The sequence below is a fragment of the Staphylococcus canis genome (assembly GCF_016238445.1).
Lineage (GTDB): Bacteria > Bacillota > Bacilli > Staphylococcales > Staphylococcaceae > Staphylococcus > Staphylococcus canis.
Genome location: NZ_JABANU010000010.1, coordinates 19,063 through 34,373 on the forward strand (window position 1 = coordinate 19,063; position 15,311 = coordinate 34,373).

Annotated in this window: 12 protein-coding genes; 7 read left to right on the forward strand and 5 right to left on the reverse strand. The window is 37.2% G+C overall.

Going from position 1 to position 15,311, the window contains the following annotated elements; translation table 11 throughout:
- Positions 1-38: 38 nt before the first annotated feature.
- The 5 genes from rsmG to rpmH form a co-directional block, all read right to left on the reverse strand.
- The gene (rsmG, locus tag HHH54_RS05010; RefSeq protein WP_198617749.1) at positions 39-758 is read right to left on the reverse strand and encodes a 16S rRNA (guanine(527)-N(7))-methyltransferase RsmG; all 720 of its coding nucleotides are present in this window, start codon (positions 756-758) and stop codon (positions 39-41) included.
- Complete coding sequence (gene mnmG / locus HHH54_RS05015) at positions 759-2,633, reverse strand: tRNA uridine-5-carboxymethylaminomethyl(34) synthesis enzyme MnmG (protein WP_198617750.1); 1,875 nt, start codon at positions 2,631-2,633, stop codon at positions 759-761.
- A gap of 18 nt (positions 2,634-2,651) precedes the next feature.
- Positions 2,652-4,037: a tRNA uridine-5-carboxymethylaminomethyl(34) synthesis GTPase MnmE gene (gene mnmE, locus HHH54_RS05020; protein ID WP_198617751.1), complete on the reverse strand. Its 1,386-nt coding sequence runs from the start codon at positions 4,035-4,037 to the stop codon at positions 2,652-2,654.
- Between the two features lie 141 nt (positions 4,038-4,178).
- On the reverse strand, positions 4,179-4,532 hold the full coding sequence (rnpA, locus tag HHH54_RS05025) for a ribonuclease P protein component (protein ID WP_198617752.1): 354 nt from the start codon (positions 4,530-4,532) through the stop codon (positions 4,179-4,181).
- A gap of 417 nt (positions 4,533-4,949) precedes the next feature.
- On the reverse strand, positions 4,950-5,087 hold the full coding sequence (gene rpmH / locus HHH54_RS05030) for a 50S ribosomal protein L34 (RefSeq protein WP_000240855.1): 138 nt from the start codon (positions 5,085-5,087) through the stop codon (positions 4,950-4,952).
- Positions 5,088-5,619: 532 nt separating this feature from the next.
- On the opposite strand from rpmH, the gene dnaA reads away from it, so the two are divergent.
- The 7 genes from dnaA (at position 5,620) to gyrA (ending at position 15,280) form a co-directional block, all read left to right on the forward strand.
- Positions 5,620-6,957, forward strand: coding sequence for a chromosomal replication initiator protein DnaA (dnaA, locus tag HHH54_RS05035; RefSeq protein ID WP_198617753.1), 1,338 nt, complete (start codon positions 5,620-5,622; stop codon positions 6,955-6,957).
- Between the two features lie 173 nt (positions 6,958-7,130).
- Complete coding sequence (gene dnaN / locus HHH54_RS05040; protein WP_198617754.1) at positions 7,131-8,267, forward strand: DNA polymerase III subunit beta; 1,137 nt, start codon at positions 7,131-7,133, stop codon at positions 8,265-8,267.
- A gap of 168 nt (positions 8,268-8,435) precedes the next feature.
- Positions 8,436-9,119 (forward strand): DsbA family protein, encoded by a 684-nt coding sequence (locus HHH54_RS05045; protein ID WP_198617755.1) that lies wholly within the window; start codon positions 8,436-8,438, stop codon positions 9,117-9,119.
- Positions 9,120-9,310: 191 nt separating this feature from the next.
- Positions 9,311-9,541, forward strand: a complete 231-nt coding sequence (gene yaaA / locus HHH54_RS05050; RefSeq protein ID WP_198617756.1) for a S4 domain-containing protein YaaA — start codon at positions 9,311-9,313, stop codon at positions 9,539-9,541.
- Positions 9,538-10,653 (forward strand): DNA replication/repair protein RecF, encoded by a 1,116-nt coding sequence (gene recF, locus HHH54_RS05055; protein WP_198617757.1) that lies wholly within the window; start codon positions 9,538-9,540, stop codon positions 10,651-10,653. Before yaaA ends, recF begins: the two co-directional genes overlap by 4 nt.
- 13 nt (positions 10,654-10,666) lie before the next feature.
- Complete coding sequence (gene gyrB, locus HHH54_RS05060; protein WP_198617758.1) at positions 10,667-12,598, forward strand: DNA topoisomerase (ATP-hydrolyzing) subunit B; 1,932 nt, start codon at positions 10,667-10,669, stop codon at positions 12,596-12,598.
- Positions 12,599-12,631: 33 nt separating this feature from the next.
- Positions 12,632-15,280: a DNA gyrase subunit A gene (gyrA, locus tag HHH54_RS05065; protein WP_198617759.1), complete on the forward strand. Its 2,649-nt coding sequence runs from the start codon at positions 12,632-12,634 to the stop codon at positions 15,278-15,280.
- Positions 15,281-15,311 lie beyond the last annotated feature (31 nt).

The window sequence follows — 15,311 nt, forward strand, 5'->3', positions numbered from 1 at the left end:
ACGCTATCTCTCACAAATAATAGTTAACCATTTTATGTTTATTCGAGTAACGGTGATTTATTCGGAGTGCCAGCTTTTCTTGGATATTTTTTCGGTGTTTGGCTGCGTTTTTCGATTTTAATAATTTGACGCTCACCTGCATCTTCAGGTAATTCAAAAGTATATATATCGCTCACACGTCCACCAAATATGCCAATACCAAAGCGCGCTTCTTCTAATTCTTCTTTCCCTTTTGACGACTTTAATGCAAGGAAAACACCGTGTTTTTTGACAAGTGGTATACACAATTCACTTAATACCGATAATCTTGCAACAGCACGCGCTGTAACAATATCGAAAGACGCCCGGTAGTCTTGATTTTTACCTAAATTTTCAGCACGTTCATGCACAAAGTTAACGCCTTCAAGCTCTAATGCATTGGCCAACTGATTCAAAAATTGAATACGTTTATTTAAAGAATCAACAATTGTAACTTGAATTTCTGGGAAAACAATTTTTAAAGGAATACTCGGAAAACCAGCCCCTGCACCTACATCACATAGACGCAAAGGTTGATTAAAGTCTTGATAAAAGCTTGGTGTAATTGAGTCATAGAAATGTTTTAAATACACTTCATGCTCTTCTGTGATACTCGTCAAATTAATCTTCTCATTCCATGTAACAAGCATCTCATAATATGTTTCAAATTGTTGTTTTTGTTGATCAGATAATGTTATACCATGTTCACTTAATTGATTTGCGAGCCATTCTACTGTCATTTATTTCACCCTTTGAAGTTTTCCTTGTTCTAAATATACTAATAAAATTGAGATATCAGCTGGATTGACACCTGAAATACGTGAAGCTTGTGCAATGTTTAAAGGTTTGACCTCTGCCAGTTTTTCTCTCGCTTCAGTTGCCAGACTATCAATTTTACTATAATCTAGGTCTTCTGGAATTTTCTTTTCTTCCATTCTTTTTACTTTGTCGACTTGTTGTAACGACTTTTTAATGTAACCTTCGTATTTTGTTTGAATTTCAACTTGTTCTGTGACGTCTGCTGAAAGTTCTGTTGTTTCGCCTAAAATTTCTAAAATGACATCGTACGTCATTTCTGGACGACGTAATAATTCTTTAGCTAAAATACCATCTTTTAGCTCAGAACCGCCTTCACGTTTAATGATTGCTTGAACTTCTGCTTTAGGCTTAATACGAATTGAGCCTAAACGATCAATTTCATCTGTAATTTGTTGGCGTTTTTCATTAAAGCGAGCATAACGTTCATCAGAAATTAATCCTAATTCATGCCCTAAATCTGTTAAACGTAAATCCGCGTTGTCGTGACGTAAAAGTAGACGATATTCAGCACGAGATGTTAGAAGACGATAAGGTTCGTTTGTGCCTTTTGTCACTAAATCATCAATTAATACTCCGATATACGCATCTGAACGACTTAACACGGTTTCTTCACGACCTAATACACGAGCTGCAGCATTGATACCTGCCATTAAACCTTGTCCAGCCGCTTCTTCATAACCTGATGTACCGTTAATTTGACCAGCTGTATATAAGTTTTTAATTTTTTTCGTTTCAAGTGTTGGCCACAGTTGTGTTGGCACTAAAGCATCGTATTCAATCGCATAACCAGCACGCATCATATCTGCTTTTTCAAGTCCAGGGATTGTCGCAAGCATTTGACGTTGTACATGTTCAGGTAAACTTGTAGATAGACCTTGAACATACACTTCATTTGTATGACGTCCTTCTGGTTCTAAGAAGAGTTGATGACGTGGTTTATCGTTGAATCTTACGAATTTATCTTCAATCGATGGGCAATAACGTGGGCCTGTCCCTTTAATCATACCTGAATACATAGCTGATAAATGTAGATTATCATCTATAACTTGATGTGTTTCTCCATTTGTATATGTTAGCCAACATGGTAATTGATCTAAAATATATTCTGTCGTTTCATAACTAAATGCGCGACCTACATCATCACCTGGTTGAATTTCTGTTTTACTATAATCAATCGTTTTCGCATTCACACGTGGTGGTGTTCCTGTTTTGAAACGAACGACTTCAAAGCCTAAGTCTCTTAAATGATCCGCTAAAGTTACAGATGGGAGTTGGTGATTCGGACCACTTGAATATTTTAAGTCTCCTAATATAATCTCACCGCGTAAAAATGTACCTGTTGTTAGAATGACTGTTTTACCCATATAAGTTGTACCAATATTTGTACGTACACCTTTAACTGTATCATCTTCAATAATTAATTCATCCACCATGCCTTGCATAATATCTAAATGTGGTTCATTTTCGAGTACATTTTTCATTTCTTGTTGATACATGACTTTATCAGCCTGCGCGCGTAATGCTCGGACTGCTGGTCCCTTACCTGTGTTTAGCATTCGCATTTGAATATGTGTTTTATCAATTGTTTTCGCCATTTGACCACCAAGCGCATCAATTTCGCGAACAACAATACCTTTTGCCGGTCCCCCTACTGAAGGGTTACATGGCATAAACGCAATATTATCTAAGTTAATTGTGAGCATTAACGTTTCAGCGCCACGTCTCGCCGCAGCAAGCCCTGCTTCAATACCAGAATGACCCGTTCCGACGACGATGACATCATAGTTTTTTGTCATATTTGATACCTCCAATTTTTATTTTCCTAAACAGAATTGACTAAAGAGTTGATCAATCAGTTCTTCGCTCGCTGATTCACCGATAATCTCTCCTAAAATTTCCCAAGTTCGTGTTAAATCAATTTGCACCATGTCCATAGGTACACCCATCTCTGCCGCATCAATCGCATCTTGTATCGCTTGATCTGCTTGTTTTAAAAGTGAAATATGACGTGAATTAGAGACATATGTCATATCTTGACTTTGAATATCGCCACCAAAGAACAAATCGCGAATTTGTAATTCTAATGCATCAATACCTTCTTGTTTTAACATTGATGTTTGAATAATTGGCATATCGCCTACCATTTGTTTAACTTCTTCAAGATCAAGACGTTGTTCTAAATCTGTTTTATTGATAATTACAATCGCATCTTCATGCTTAATGACCTCGTACAGTTTATAATCTTCTTCAGTCAGCGGTTCGTTATAATTTAATACAAATAATATTAAATCCGCTTCACTTAATGCTTTGCGTGAACGCTCGACACCAATACGTTCTACAACGTCTTCTGTTTCACGAATACCAGCTGTATCTACTAAACGTAATGGTACACCACGCACATTCACATACTCCTCAAGCACGTCACGTGTCGTACCTGCGACCTCAGTTACAATCGCTTTATTATCTTGTATTAAATTATTAAGCATTGAAGACTTTCCAACGTTTGGTTTACCTACAATCACGGTAGATAGACCTTCACGCATAATTTTACCTTGCGCACCTGTTTGAAGTAATTGTTGGATTTGATGCTTAATTTCTTTCGCACGCTTTAATAAAAATTCAGTTGTCGCATCTTCTACATCATCATATTCTGGATAATCAATATTCACTTCAACTTGTGCTAATACTTCAAGAATTGATTGACGTTGGCGTTTAATCAAATCACTTAAGCGTCCTTCAATCTGGTTCATCGCAACTTTAGAAGCACGGTCTGTTTTTGAACGAATAAAATCCATAACCGCTTCAGCTTGCGATAAATCGATACGTCCATTTAAGAAGGCACGCTTAGTATATTCACCTGGCTCTGCCAATCTTGCGCCGTGAGTCATTGTCAGTTCTAGAACACGGTTAATCGTTAAAATACCACCGTGACAATTGATCTCCACAATATCCTCTCGCGTAAATGTACGAGGTGCGCGCAGTACTGACACCATCACTTCTTCAACCACTTCCTGTGTAGAAGGATCAATAATATGGCCATAATGAATCGTATGAGAATCCACTTCTTGTAACGAATGCTTTCCTTTATATAGTGTATCTGCTATCGCAACCGCATCATGACCAGATAAACGTACAATACCAATCGCACCCTCCCCCATTGGCGTAGAGATACTTGTTATTGTGTCCAGTTGTTCTACCATTTTCGTGCCTCCTTAAATCACATGATTACGTTATTGTAAAATATTTCACCATAAATCGCGAGTTTCGTGATTATATGGGAATAAATGATTAAAAGTTAGACTTCGGGGTGTCTGACGTCACACAAACCGAAGTCTAAAATCTTACTGTATTCGCTTGTTAAAGACCTTCGCAATTTTTAATACATGTTCTAAACTCTTTTGAATTTCCTTCGTCGACATATCTTTTGCAGGAAAACGTGCAATCACAATAATATCCTTCGCGATCACATTTTGTTTATGCACCTTAAAACACTCTCTCACACTTCGCTTAATACGATTACGAGTCACCGCATTACCCAACTTTTTAGAAACACTAATCCCTAAACGAAAATGAGTACTTTTACGATTATTAAAGGTATACACAACAAACTGACGATTCGCAACCGACCTACCCTTACGATAGATCAACTGAAAATCCGAATTCTTTTTAATACGATATGCCTTCTCCATACACACCAACTCCAAAAAAGGTCATTGAGGAAGCGCTTAGGATTCAAGCAGAATGGAATAATACGCAAAAATTGGGTTTTAATTTTAGCGTATTATGTAATTCTGTCGAGAATCCTGCTTCCGAAATGCCGTTCATCAATTCCCACCGTATAACGCATAAGGTCACTGAGAGAGCGCTTTGAATTCTAAAGAACCACTTCAGATGGAGTCACTTTTCAAAAGATTAGTGACCATACTCAATCTCCAGGCGTTAGTGGCTCTTACAAATGCATTTTGTACGCATTTGTTCATTTGTAACGACCTATCATAAACTTTTATCGAAACTTCCTTTTTAACGCTGCACTTTATAAACCTTTAATCTTAGTTTTAGTTTGTTTTGAATCACCTAGACCAAAAAAAAGACCACTGAGAGAGTCAGTGATCTTATGCTGATAAAACTTTACGACCTTTACGACGACGACGCGCTAATACTTTACGGCCGTTTTTAGTGCTCATACGTTTTCTGAAACCATGAACTTTACTATGTTTACGTTTATTTGGTTGATAAGTACGTTTTACCATGCAAAACACCTCCATCTCATTTTCATCAATTCATTAATCATCATATAGATTATTTGCATTCATTTGTCTTTAAAATAGTCGTTTCTCTATAAAATGAAATGTCTACATTTCAAGCAACTACTACAATATACCAAAAACACATTTTGAAATCAAGCGTGTTTTGTAATTTTACCTAGTGAGGATTGATATAAAGTTATCCACTTATACACATCCTTATGATAACAAACTGTGGATAATTATTTTATAATCCACACGTTGTGCTTTTGTTTAACAACATATTCACACCCGTTTGACAGAGAGACTGTGAAAAAGTATAATTGTGTGGATAAGTGTTCAAAACCCTTATACTACATAGGTTATAAATAGTGGTTTATTCACAAATGTCTGTGCATAATACTTAAATATATGATACTCATCCACAGCTTGTGATTATCTTGTGGATAATTATTCACACCCTGTGATTAATATTATACACAACCGGGGATACTGTGTATAACTGCAAATAAAAAATTTTAGGAAGATGGAGTTAATTATGTCAGAACAAGAAATATGGGAACACGTTCTTAAGTTATGTCAAGAACAAATCACAAAAGTTTCATACGACACTTGGCTCAAAGATACAAAGCTTCATGCCTTAAAGCAGGACGAAGCAATTGTGATTGCATCGCAATCCTTTGTTGCACAATGGCTTTCTTCTAACTATACGGATTTAATCCGTGACTTTTTAGAAGCTGTTACAAATCAACGTATTGAAACGATTAATTTTGTAACAGAAGAAGATTTAAAAGATCTTGAATCTAGTCAAGCATCCAAGCCACAACCTCAATCTATCGAGAGTGTGACGTCGAGTGAACAATTTAATACCAATAATACTTTTGAAACATTCGTAATTGGACCAGGCAACCGCTTCCCTCATGCAGCAAGCCTTGCTGTCGCTGAGTCACCAGCGAATGCTTACAATCCACTATTTATCTATGGTGGCGTTGGTCTTGGTAAAACACATTTAATGCATGCGATTGGACATTATGTCATGGAAAACAATCCAGATGCCCGTGTACTTTATACATCCAGTGAAAAGTTTACGAATGAATTTATTCAATCTATTCGTAATAACGATACTGAAGCATTCCGTGAGAAGTATCGTAACATCGACATATTGTTAATTGATGATATTCAATTCATTCAAAAAAAGGAACAAACACAAGAAGAATTTTTCCACACATTTAACGATTTACATCAAAATAAAAAGCAAATTGTAATTTCAAGTGATCGTCCTCCAAAAGAAATTTCAACATTAGAAGAACGCTTGAAATCCCGTTTCCAATGGGGTTTAATTGTGGATATCACACCTCCTGATTTTGAAACACGTATGGCAATTCTTCAAAAAAAATCTGAAGAAGAAAACTTAGATATTCCGATTGAATCATTGACATATATCGCAAATCAAATTCAAACGAACATACGTGAATTAGAAGGTGCACTTACACGCGTATTGGCCTATTCCAAATTACAAGGCAAGCCAATTACAACAGAACTTACAGCTGACGCTTTAAGAGATATCATTCAAGTCACTAAATCTAAAAAAATCACCATTCAAGATATTCAAAAAGTTGTAGGTGACTACTACAACGTACGCATAGAAGATTTTGTCGCAAAAAAACGAACAAAATCTATTGCTTATCCAAGACAAATCGCAATGTATCTCTCTCGTGAGCTTACAGATTTTTCATTGCCGAAAATTGGTGAAGAATTTGGTGGCCGAGATCATACAACAGTCATTCATGCATATGATAAAATAAAAAATGACATCGAAAATGATGCAACGTTAAAACAGGAAATTGAGGCACTCGAAAAAGACATCCGGAGTTAGGATTGTGGATAATGTGCAAAACTCATACACATCATACACACTTTATCCACATGTGTATAACTTGATATCATCAGTGTTTTTTAGAGTTATCCACTAATCCACAGCCCCTATGACTATTATGACGATTTTAATAATAACTATTAATATATAAACGACTGAAAGGAGTTTATAAAATGATGGAGTTCTCTATACGACGCGATTATTTTATTACTCAATTAAACGATACATTAAAAGCTATTTCACCTAGAACGACACTACCTATTCTTACTGGTATAAAAATAGATGCCAAAAATGAAGGCATTGTCCTAACAGGATCAGATTCTGAAATATCAATTGAAATCACAATTCCAAATCAAGTAGACGGTGAAGAGATTGTCACTGTTACAGAACCAGGCTCTGTTGTGTTACCAGGTCGCTTTTTTGTTGATATTATCAAAAAACTACCAGGCAAAGATGTTAAACTTTCAACAAATGAACAATTTCAAACATTGATTACTTCAGGTCACTCTGAATTCAACCTGAGTGGCTTAGATCCTGACCAATATCCATTGCTACCTCAAGTTTCAAGTGAAGACGCATTGCAATTACCAATTAAAGTTTTAAAAAACATCATCGCACAAACTAATTTTGCAGTGTCCACCTCAGAAACACGTCCAGTACTTACAGGTGTGAACTGGCTTATACAAGATAATGAATTAATATGCACAGCAACAGACTCGCACCGCTTAGCTGTACGTAAACTTAAGCTTGAAGATGAAGACATTGCAAATAAAAATGTCATCATTCCAGGTAAAGCTTTATCAGAACTTAATAAAATCATGTCAGACAATGATGACTCTATCGATATATTCTTTGCTTCAAACCAAGTTTTATTTAGAGTAGGCAATATTAACTTTATTTCACGTCTTTTAGAAGGCCATTATCCAGATACATCAAGATTGTTCCCAGAAAACTATGAAATTAAATTAGGCCTAAATAACAGTGACTTTTATCATGCCATTGATCGTGCATCGTTATTGGCACGTGAAGGTGGTAATAACGTCATTAAGTTAAGCACAGGTGATAACCGTGTTGAACTTTCTTCAACTTCACCTGAAATTGGAACAGTAAAAGAAGATGTGAGTGCGAACGACGTAGAAGGTGGCAACTTAAAAATTTCTTTCAACTCAAAATATATGATGGACGCATTAAAAGCAATAGATCATGATGATGTTGAAGTTGAATTTTTCGGCACGATGAAACCATTTATCTTAAAAGGTAAAGATGACGACTCTGTTACACAACTTATCTTACCAATTCGAACTTACTAGAACTTAATATTCATACAAAGTGAGGTTGATCTAACGACAAAAGTGCGTACCTATAGATTAACCTCATTTTTTTAAAGTCATTGAGGTACTACTAACGTGTAAGATTATAAAAGGTGACATTCACACACCTTCAAATCAAGAGTTACTTAGGAAATGACGGAGGAAACTATGAAAAATAAAAAATGGATAATTATTTTAATTGCAGTACTCATTGCAGTTGCGGCGTATTTTATATTCGCATCAACACAGAATTCAAAATTTAAACCACTAGACGCTCAAAAATTGCGTCATGAGACACAGAATCAGCCTCTACAAGGGAAAAGTAACGGTCGGGTCTTAATCGTCGAATTTGGCGATTTTAAGTGTCCTTATTGCGGTCAATTTGAACGAGAGATAAAACCAAAATTAGAACGCGAATTTTTAGATAACGATCAAATTGAATTGCGTTACGTTAATGTTCTACTTCATGGTCAAGAATCTGAACGGGGCGCTCGTGCAGCACATGCGGTAAATATGATTGCACCAAAGCAGTACTGGACATTCCATCAACAATTATTTAAAGCACAACCTAAAAAAATGGATGATGTCGGACAAAAAGAATGGCTTACAGAAGATTTAGTTGATCGATTAATTCGTCAACTTGATATCACTCAAGCACAAAAGTCGGAAATTATAGCAGCGTATAAAAACGATCATGGTGAAGCGGCCAAACGTGCCAAAGCAGACCATAAATTAGCCAAATCAAACGACGTTCCGCAAGTTCCAGCACTTTATGTTGATGGTAAACCTGTGGAAGACGTGACAAATTATCAAAATGTAAAGGACGCTATCAATCAAGCGCTAAAAAAATAAAGTATTAAGAAGTCCCGTTTATCAGAATTTCTTTTGTATTTTTAACGAAAAAGACGCTCGTTTGTATTTAAACGATATGCGTCTTTTTTCGATACATTTTTATTTTGTAAATCCATGAAAATATGGGGGCTAGGACATGAAATTTTAATCATAAAACGGTATAATATATAAGTGAGTAATTATGGAATGGAGTGATGGTTTTGGCTGAAACAGTAATCGTTGATGGCGAACTGACTTTAGGACAATTTTTAAACTATGAAGGCATTATTGAGTCAGGTGGACAAGCCAAATGGTTCCTAAAAGAATATGACGTTTATTTAAATGGCGAACATGAAACGCGTCGTGGAAAAAAGCTCGATCACGGTGACATGATTGAAATTCCTGAAGTAGGTTCTTATATTATTCAATTTGGTGAACAATGAAACTGAAAACACTCCAATTAGAGAACTATCGTAACTATGAAAGCATCACCCTACAATGTCATCCAGATGTCAATATATTAATTGGCGAAAATGCACAAGGTAAAACGAATTTATTAGAATCTATCTACATGCTCGCACTCGCCAAAAGTCATCGAACTACAAATGACAGAGAGTTGATTCGCTTCGATGCGGAATATGCTAAAATAGAAGGTGAACTCAATTTTCGTCATGGTTTAATGCCGTTAACAATGTTTATCACAAAAAAAGGCAAGAAAGTTAAAGTGAATCACTTAGAACAAAGTCGACTCACGCAATACATTGGACATTTGAACGTTGTGTTATTTGCGCCGGAAGATTTGAATATCGTAAAAGGTTCCCCTCAAGTAAGACGACGTTTCATAGACATGGAGTTAGGTCAAATTTCAAATCTATATTTAAATGATTTATCACAATATCAACGCATACTCAAGCAACGTAATCATTATTTAAAGCAATTGCAGCTCAATAAAACTAAAGATACGACCATGCTTGAAGTCTTAAATCAACAGTTTGCACTTTATGCCATTAAAGTAACAAAGCGACGTGCGCAGTTTATTAAAGAACTTGAACAACTCGCGATGCCGATTCATCAAGGAATTACGAACGATAATGAACAACTCACCTTAAAATATTTACCAAGTCTTAAGTTAGAAGAGGGTACGGATGACGAGGAAGTCTTAGTTCGAGATGTGGTAGCGCTGTTAGATGAGTATCTTACACGTGAAATCGAGCGTGGTGTGAGTCTACATGGACCGCATCGGGACGACTTATCGTTTCAAGTGAATCATATGGATGCACACACATATGGTTCACAAGGACAACAACGCACAACTGCGCTATCAATCAAATTAGCAGAAATTGAATTAATGCATCAGGAAGTGGGGGAATACCCCATTTTATTACTTGATGACGTTTTAAGTGAATTAGACGACTCTAGACAAACACATTTGCTTAGTACGATTCAACATAAGGTACAGACATTTGTAACGACGACCTCTGTTGATGGAATTGATCATGAAATTATGAAAAATGCAAAAATATATAGAATTTCGAGTGGAAATATAATGAATTAGTTAGAAAGTGAAGGTGAAAGCATTGGCTGATGTGAACAACTCAGAAAGTTATGGTGCAAGTCAGATTCAAGTCTTAGAAGGCTTAGAAGCGGTACGAAAACGACCAGGAATGTATATCGGTTCAACTTCAGAACGTGGATTACATCACCTTGTTTGGGAGATTGTAGATAATAGTATTGACGAAGCATTAGCGGGCTATGCCGACGAAATCAATGTCGTCATCGAAAAAGATAACTGGATTAAAGTAACTGATAATGGACGTGGTATCCCTGTCGATATTCAAGAAAAAATGGGACGTCCAGCGGTTGAGGTTATTCTGACTGTACTACATGCTGGAGGTAAGTTTGGTGGAGGCGGTTATAAAGTATCTGGAGGTCTCCACGGTGTAGGTTCATCAGTCGTTAATGCGCTCAGTGAACGCTTAGAAGTGTTTGTACATCGTGATGGTCACGTACATCATCAAGCTTATGAGCGAGGCGTACCTGCGTTTGATTTAAAGCAGATAGAAGAGACATCAAAAACAGGTACAGTGATTCGATTTAAAGCGGATAAAGAGATATTTCAAGAAACTACTGTTTATGACTACGAAACATTACAAAAACGTATTCGTGAGTTAGCGTTTTTAAATAAAGGTATTCAAATTACGCTTAGAGACGAACGTGACGATGAAGAGATTCGAGAAGACTCATACCACTATGAAGGTGGGATTAAGTCTTACGTAGATCTTTTAAACGAAAAGAAAGAACCATTGCATGATGAGCCTATTTATGTTCATGAAACACGTGATGATGTAGAAGTTGAGATTGCGCTACAATATAACGCGGGTTACTCAACGAATTTATTAACGTATGCGAATAACATTCACACATATGAAGGTGGTACGCATGAGGATGGATTTAAACGCGCACTGACACGTGTATTAAATAGCTACGGTACGCAAAGTAAAATTATTAAAGATGATAAAGAGCGTTTATCAGGTGAAGATACGAGAGAAGGTTTAACTGCTGTTGTATCCATTAAGCATGGAGATCCACAGTTTGAAGGACAAACAAAAACAAAACTCGGTAATTCAGAAGTACGCCAAATTGTTGATCGTATCTTTTCAGAGCTATTTGAACGCTTTTTATATGAAAATCCACAAGTGGGTCGTGTGATTGTCGAAAAAGGTATTATGGCCTCTCGTGCTCGTATTGCGGCGAAAAAAGCGCGTGAGGTTACGCGACGTAAGTCTCCGTTAGATATTTCGAGTTTACCAGGTAAGCTTGCGGACTGTTCAAGTAAGGATCCATCTGAAAGTGAGATTTTCTTAGTCGAAGGTGACTCTGCCGGGGGGTCTACAAAGTCCGGTCGTGATTCACGTACGCAAGCGATTTTACCGTTACGTGGTAAGATTTTGAATGTTGAAAAAGCACGTCTAGATAAGATTTTAAATAATAATGAGATTCGTCAGATGGTAACAGCTTTTGGTACAGGTATTGGTGGGGAATTTGATATTTCAAAAGCACGTTATCATAAAATTATCATTATGACAGATGCGGACGTGGATGGTGCCCATATCCGTACGTTGTTATTAACATTCTTTTATCGTTTTATGCGTCCGTTGATTGAAGCGGGCTATGTGTACATCGCACAACCACCGTTATACAAGTTAACACAAGGTAAGCAAAAGTATTATGTGTTTAACGATAGAGAATTAGAAAAGTTAAAAGCAGAGTTGAATCCGACTCCAAAATGGTCTATTGCGCGTTATAAAGGTTTAGGAGAAATGAACGCGGATCAATTATGGGAAACAACGATGAACCCTGAAAATCGTGCGATGTTGCAAGTGCGTTTAGAAGATGCGATTGAGGCGGACCAAACGTTTGAAATGTTAATGGGGGATATTGTAGAAAATCGACGTCAATTCATTGAAGATAATGCGGTCTATGCGAACCTAGATTTTTAGAATGCATAGCAATATGAGAAGGAGGACCTCTTGATGGCTGAAACACCTGAATCAAGAATTAATGAACGAAATATCAGCAAAGAGATGCGAGAATCGTTTTTAGACTACGCGATGAGTGTAATTGTATCTCGTGCATTGCCAGATGTAAGAGATGGTTTGAAGCCGGTACATCGACGTATTTTGTACGGTCTTAATGAACAAGGTATGACACCGGATAAACCTTATAAGAAGTCCGCGCGTATCGTTGGGGATGTTATGGGTAAATATCACCCGCATGGTGACTCATCTATTTATGAAGCGATGGTACGTATGGCTCAGGATTTCAGTTACCGTTATCCACTAGTAGATGGACAAGGTAACTTTGGTTCAATGGATGGCGATGGTGCAGCTGCGATGCGTTATACTGAAGCGCGTATGACAAAACTTGCTTTAGAGCTACTGCGTGATATCAATAAGGACACGATTGATTTCACGGATAACTATGACGGAAACGAGCGCGAGCCAGTGGTACTCCCTTCTCGTTTTCCAAATTTATTAGTCAACGGTGCTTCTGGTATTGCGGTTGGGATGGCTACAAACATCCCACCGCATAACATGACGGAAGTGATTGATGGTGTCTTGAATTTAAGTTATAACCCAGAAATCACGATTACAGAGTTAATGGAAAGTATTCAAGGCCCTGATTTTCCAACAGCAGGTCTCGTTTTAGGTAAGAGTGGTATTCGTCGCGCTTACGAAACAGGACGTGGTTCTATTGTAATGCGCGCAAAAGCTGAGATTGAATCACGTGGCGGTGGTCGTGAACGTATCGTTGTAACTGAAATTCCTTTCCAAGTTAACAAGGCACGTATGATTGAAAAAATTGCAGATTTAGTACGTGAGAAGAAAATTGAGGGCATCACAGATTTACGTGATGAAACAAGTTTAAGAACAGGTGTCCGCATTGTAATAGATGTCCGTAAAGACGCCAATGCAAGTGTGATATTAAATAATTTATATAAACAAACACCACTCCAATCCTCATTTGGTGTAAATATGATTGCGCTTGTGAATGGACGTCCACAGCTGATTAATTTGAAACAAGCTTTACATCATTACTTAGAACATCAAAAAGAAGTTGTACGCCGTCGTACAATATTCAATTTGAAAAAAGCGAAAGATCGTGCACATATTTTAGCTGGTTTACGCATTGCTTTAGACCACATTGATGAAATCATTACAATCATTCGAGAGTCAGACACTGATAAAACGGCGATGGCAGAGCTTCAGTCACGTTTTACATTGTCTGAACGTCAAGCGCAAGCGATTTTAGATATGCGTTTAAGACGTCTAACAGGCTTAGAACGAGATAAAATTGAGAAAGAGTATAACGAACTACTTGCTTATATTTCGGAATTAGAAGCCATTCTCGCTGATGAGGAAAAATTGCTAGATCTTGTACGTAAAGAATTAATCGAAATTAAAGAAAAGTATGGTGACGAACGCCGTACTGAAATTCAACTTGGTGGTATTGATCATCTTGAAGATGAGGATCTTATTCCAGAAGAACAAATTGTGATTACATTAAGTCATAATAATTATATCAAGCGTCTTCCAGTATCAACTTATCGCTCACAACATCGTGGCGGTCGAGGTATACAAGGTATGAACACCCTTGAAGATGATTTTGTGAGTCAAGTTGTGACAACAAGCACACATCACCATGTTCTCTTCTTTACGAACAAAGGACGCGTGTATAAGTTGAAGGGGTATGAGGTGCCGGAACTCTCCCGTCAGTCTAAAGGGATACCAATTGTAAACGTGATTGAGCTTGATCCAGATGAATCTATCAGTACTATGATAGCCGTCAAAGATCTCGACTCAGCTGAAGACTTCTTAGTTTTTGTAACGAAGAAAGGTTATATTAAGCGTTCTGAACTCCATCATTTTAATCGTATTAATAGAAACGGTAAAATTGCGATTAAATTCCGTGAAGATGATGAACTCGTTGCAGTGCGATTAACAGATGGCGAAAAACATATTGTTATTGGTACAGCGCAAGCTTCATTAGTGCGTTTTAAAGAAACTGAAGTTCGCGCGATGAGTCGTACAGCAGCAGGTGTGATTGGTATTCGTTTACGTGAGGACGATGAAGTCATTGGTCTAGGTGTTGCAGATGACGATAATTCGGATGAAATTTTAGTTGTGACTGAAAAAGGTTATGGTAAGCGTACACCAATTGAGGCGTATCGTTTAGCTAAACGTGGTGGTCTTGGTACGAAAACAGCTAAATTGAATGAGCGTAACGGCAAATTAGTATGTATTACTACCGTAGAAGGTGACGAAGACCTTATGATTGTTACTGATCATGGTGTCATTATTCGTATGGAAGTACAAGATATTTCATCAATTGGACGTACAACTCAAGGGGTACGCTTAATTCGTTTAGATGAGGACCAATTTGTATCAACAGTGGCAAAAGTTAAAAAAGAACCTGAAGATATTGAAGAACCAGAAGTGCAAGAAGGTGAGCCACATTTAGGACCAACATCAGATGAACAGGTTGTTGAAGATGCGGATACACCAGGTCAGACGATTCATACAGAGTCAGACGATGAAGCACCACGTGAATTACGTCAAGATTTCATGGATCGAGTGAATGAAGACATTGAAGCGGCAGATCAAGAAGATACAGAATCATAAATATCTTTTAAATTTAAAACGAGGTACAGAG

Bases quoted from the DNA above. Each gene is read 5' to 3' on its own strand.
- rsmG (WP_198617749.1), bottom strand. From the start codon at position 758: ATGACAGTAGAATGGCTCGCAAATCAATTAAGTGAACATGGTATAACA.
- mnmG (WP_198617750.1), bottom strand. From the start codon at position 2,633: ATGACAAAAAACTATGATGTCATCGTCGTCGGAACGGGTCATTCTGGT.
- mnmE (WP_198617751.1), bottom strand. From the start codon at position 4,037: ATGGTAGAACAACTGGACACAATAACAAGTATCTCTACGCCAATGGGG.
- rpmH (WP_000240855.1), bottom strand. From the start codon at position 5,087: ATGGTAAAACGTACTTATCAACCAAATAAACGTAAACATAGTAAAGTT.
- dnaA (WP_198617753.1), top strand. From the start codon at position 5,620: ATGTCAGAACAAGAAATATGGGAACACGTTCTTAAGTTATGTCAAGAA.
- dnaN (WP_198617754.1), top strand. From the start codon at position 7,131: ATGATGGAGTTCTCTATACGACGCGATTATTTTATTACTCAATTAAAC.
- HHH54_RS05045 (WP_198617755.1), top strand. From the start codon at position 8,436: ATGAAAAATAAAAAATGGATAATTATTTTAATTGCAGTACTCATTGCA.
- recF (WP_198617757.1), top strand. From the start codon at position 9,538: ATGAAACTGAAAACACTCCAATTAGAGAACTATCGTAACTATGAAAGC.
- gyrA (WP_198617759.1), top strand. From the start codon at position 12,632: ATGGCTGAAACACCTGAATCAAGAATTAATGAACGAAATATCAGCAAA.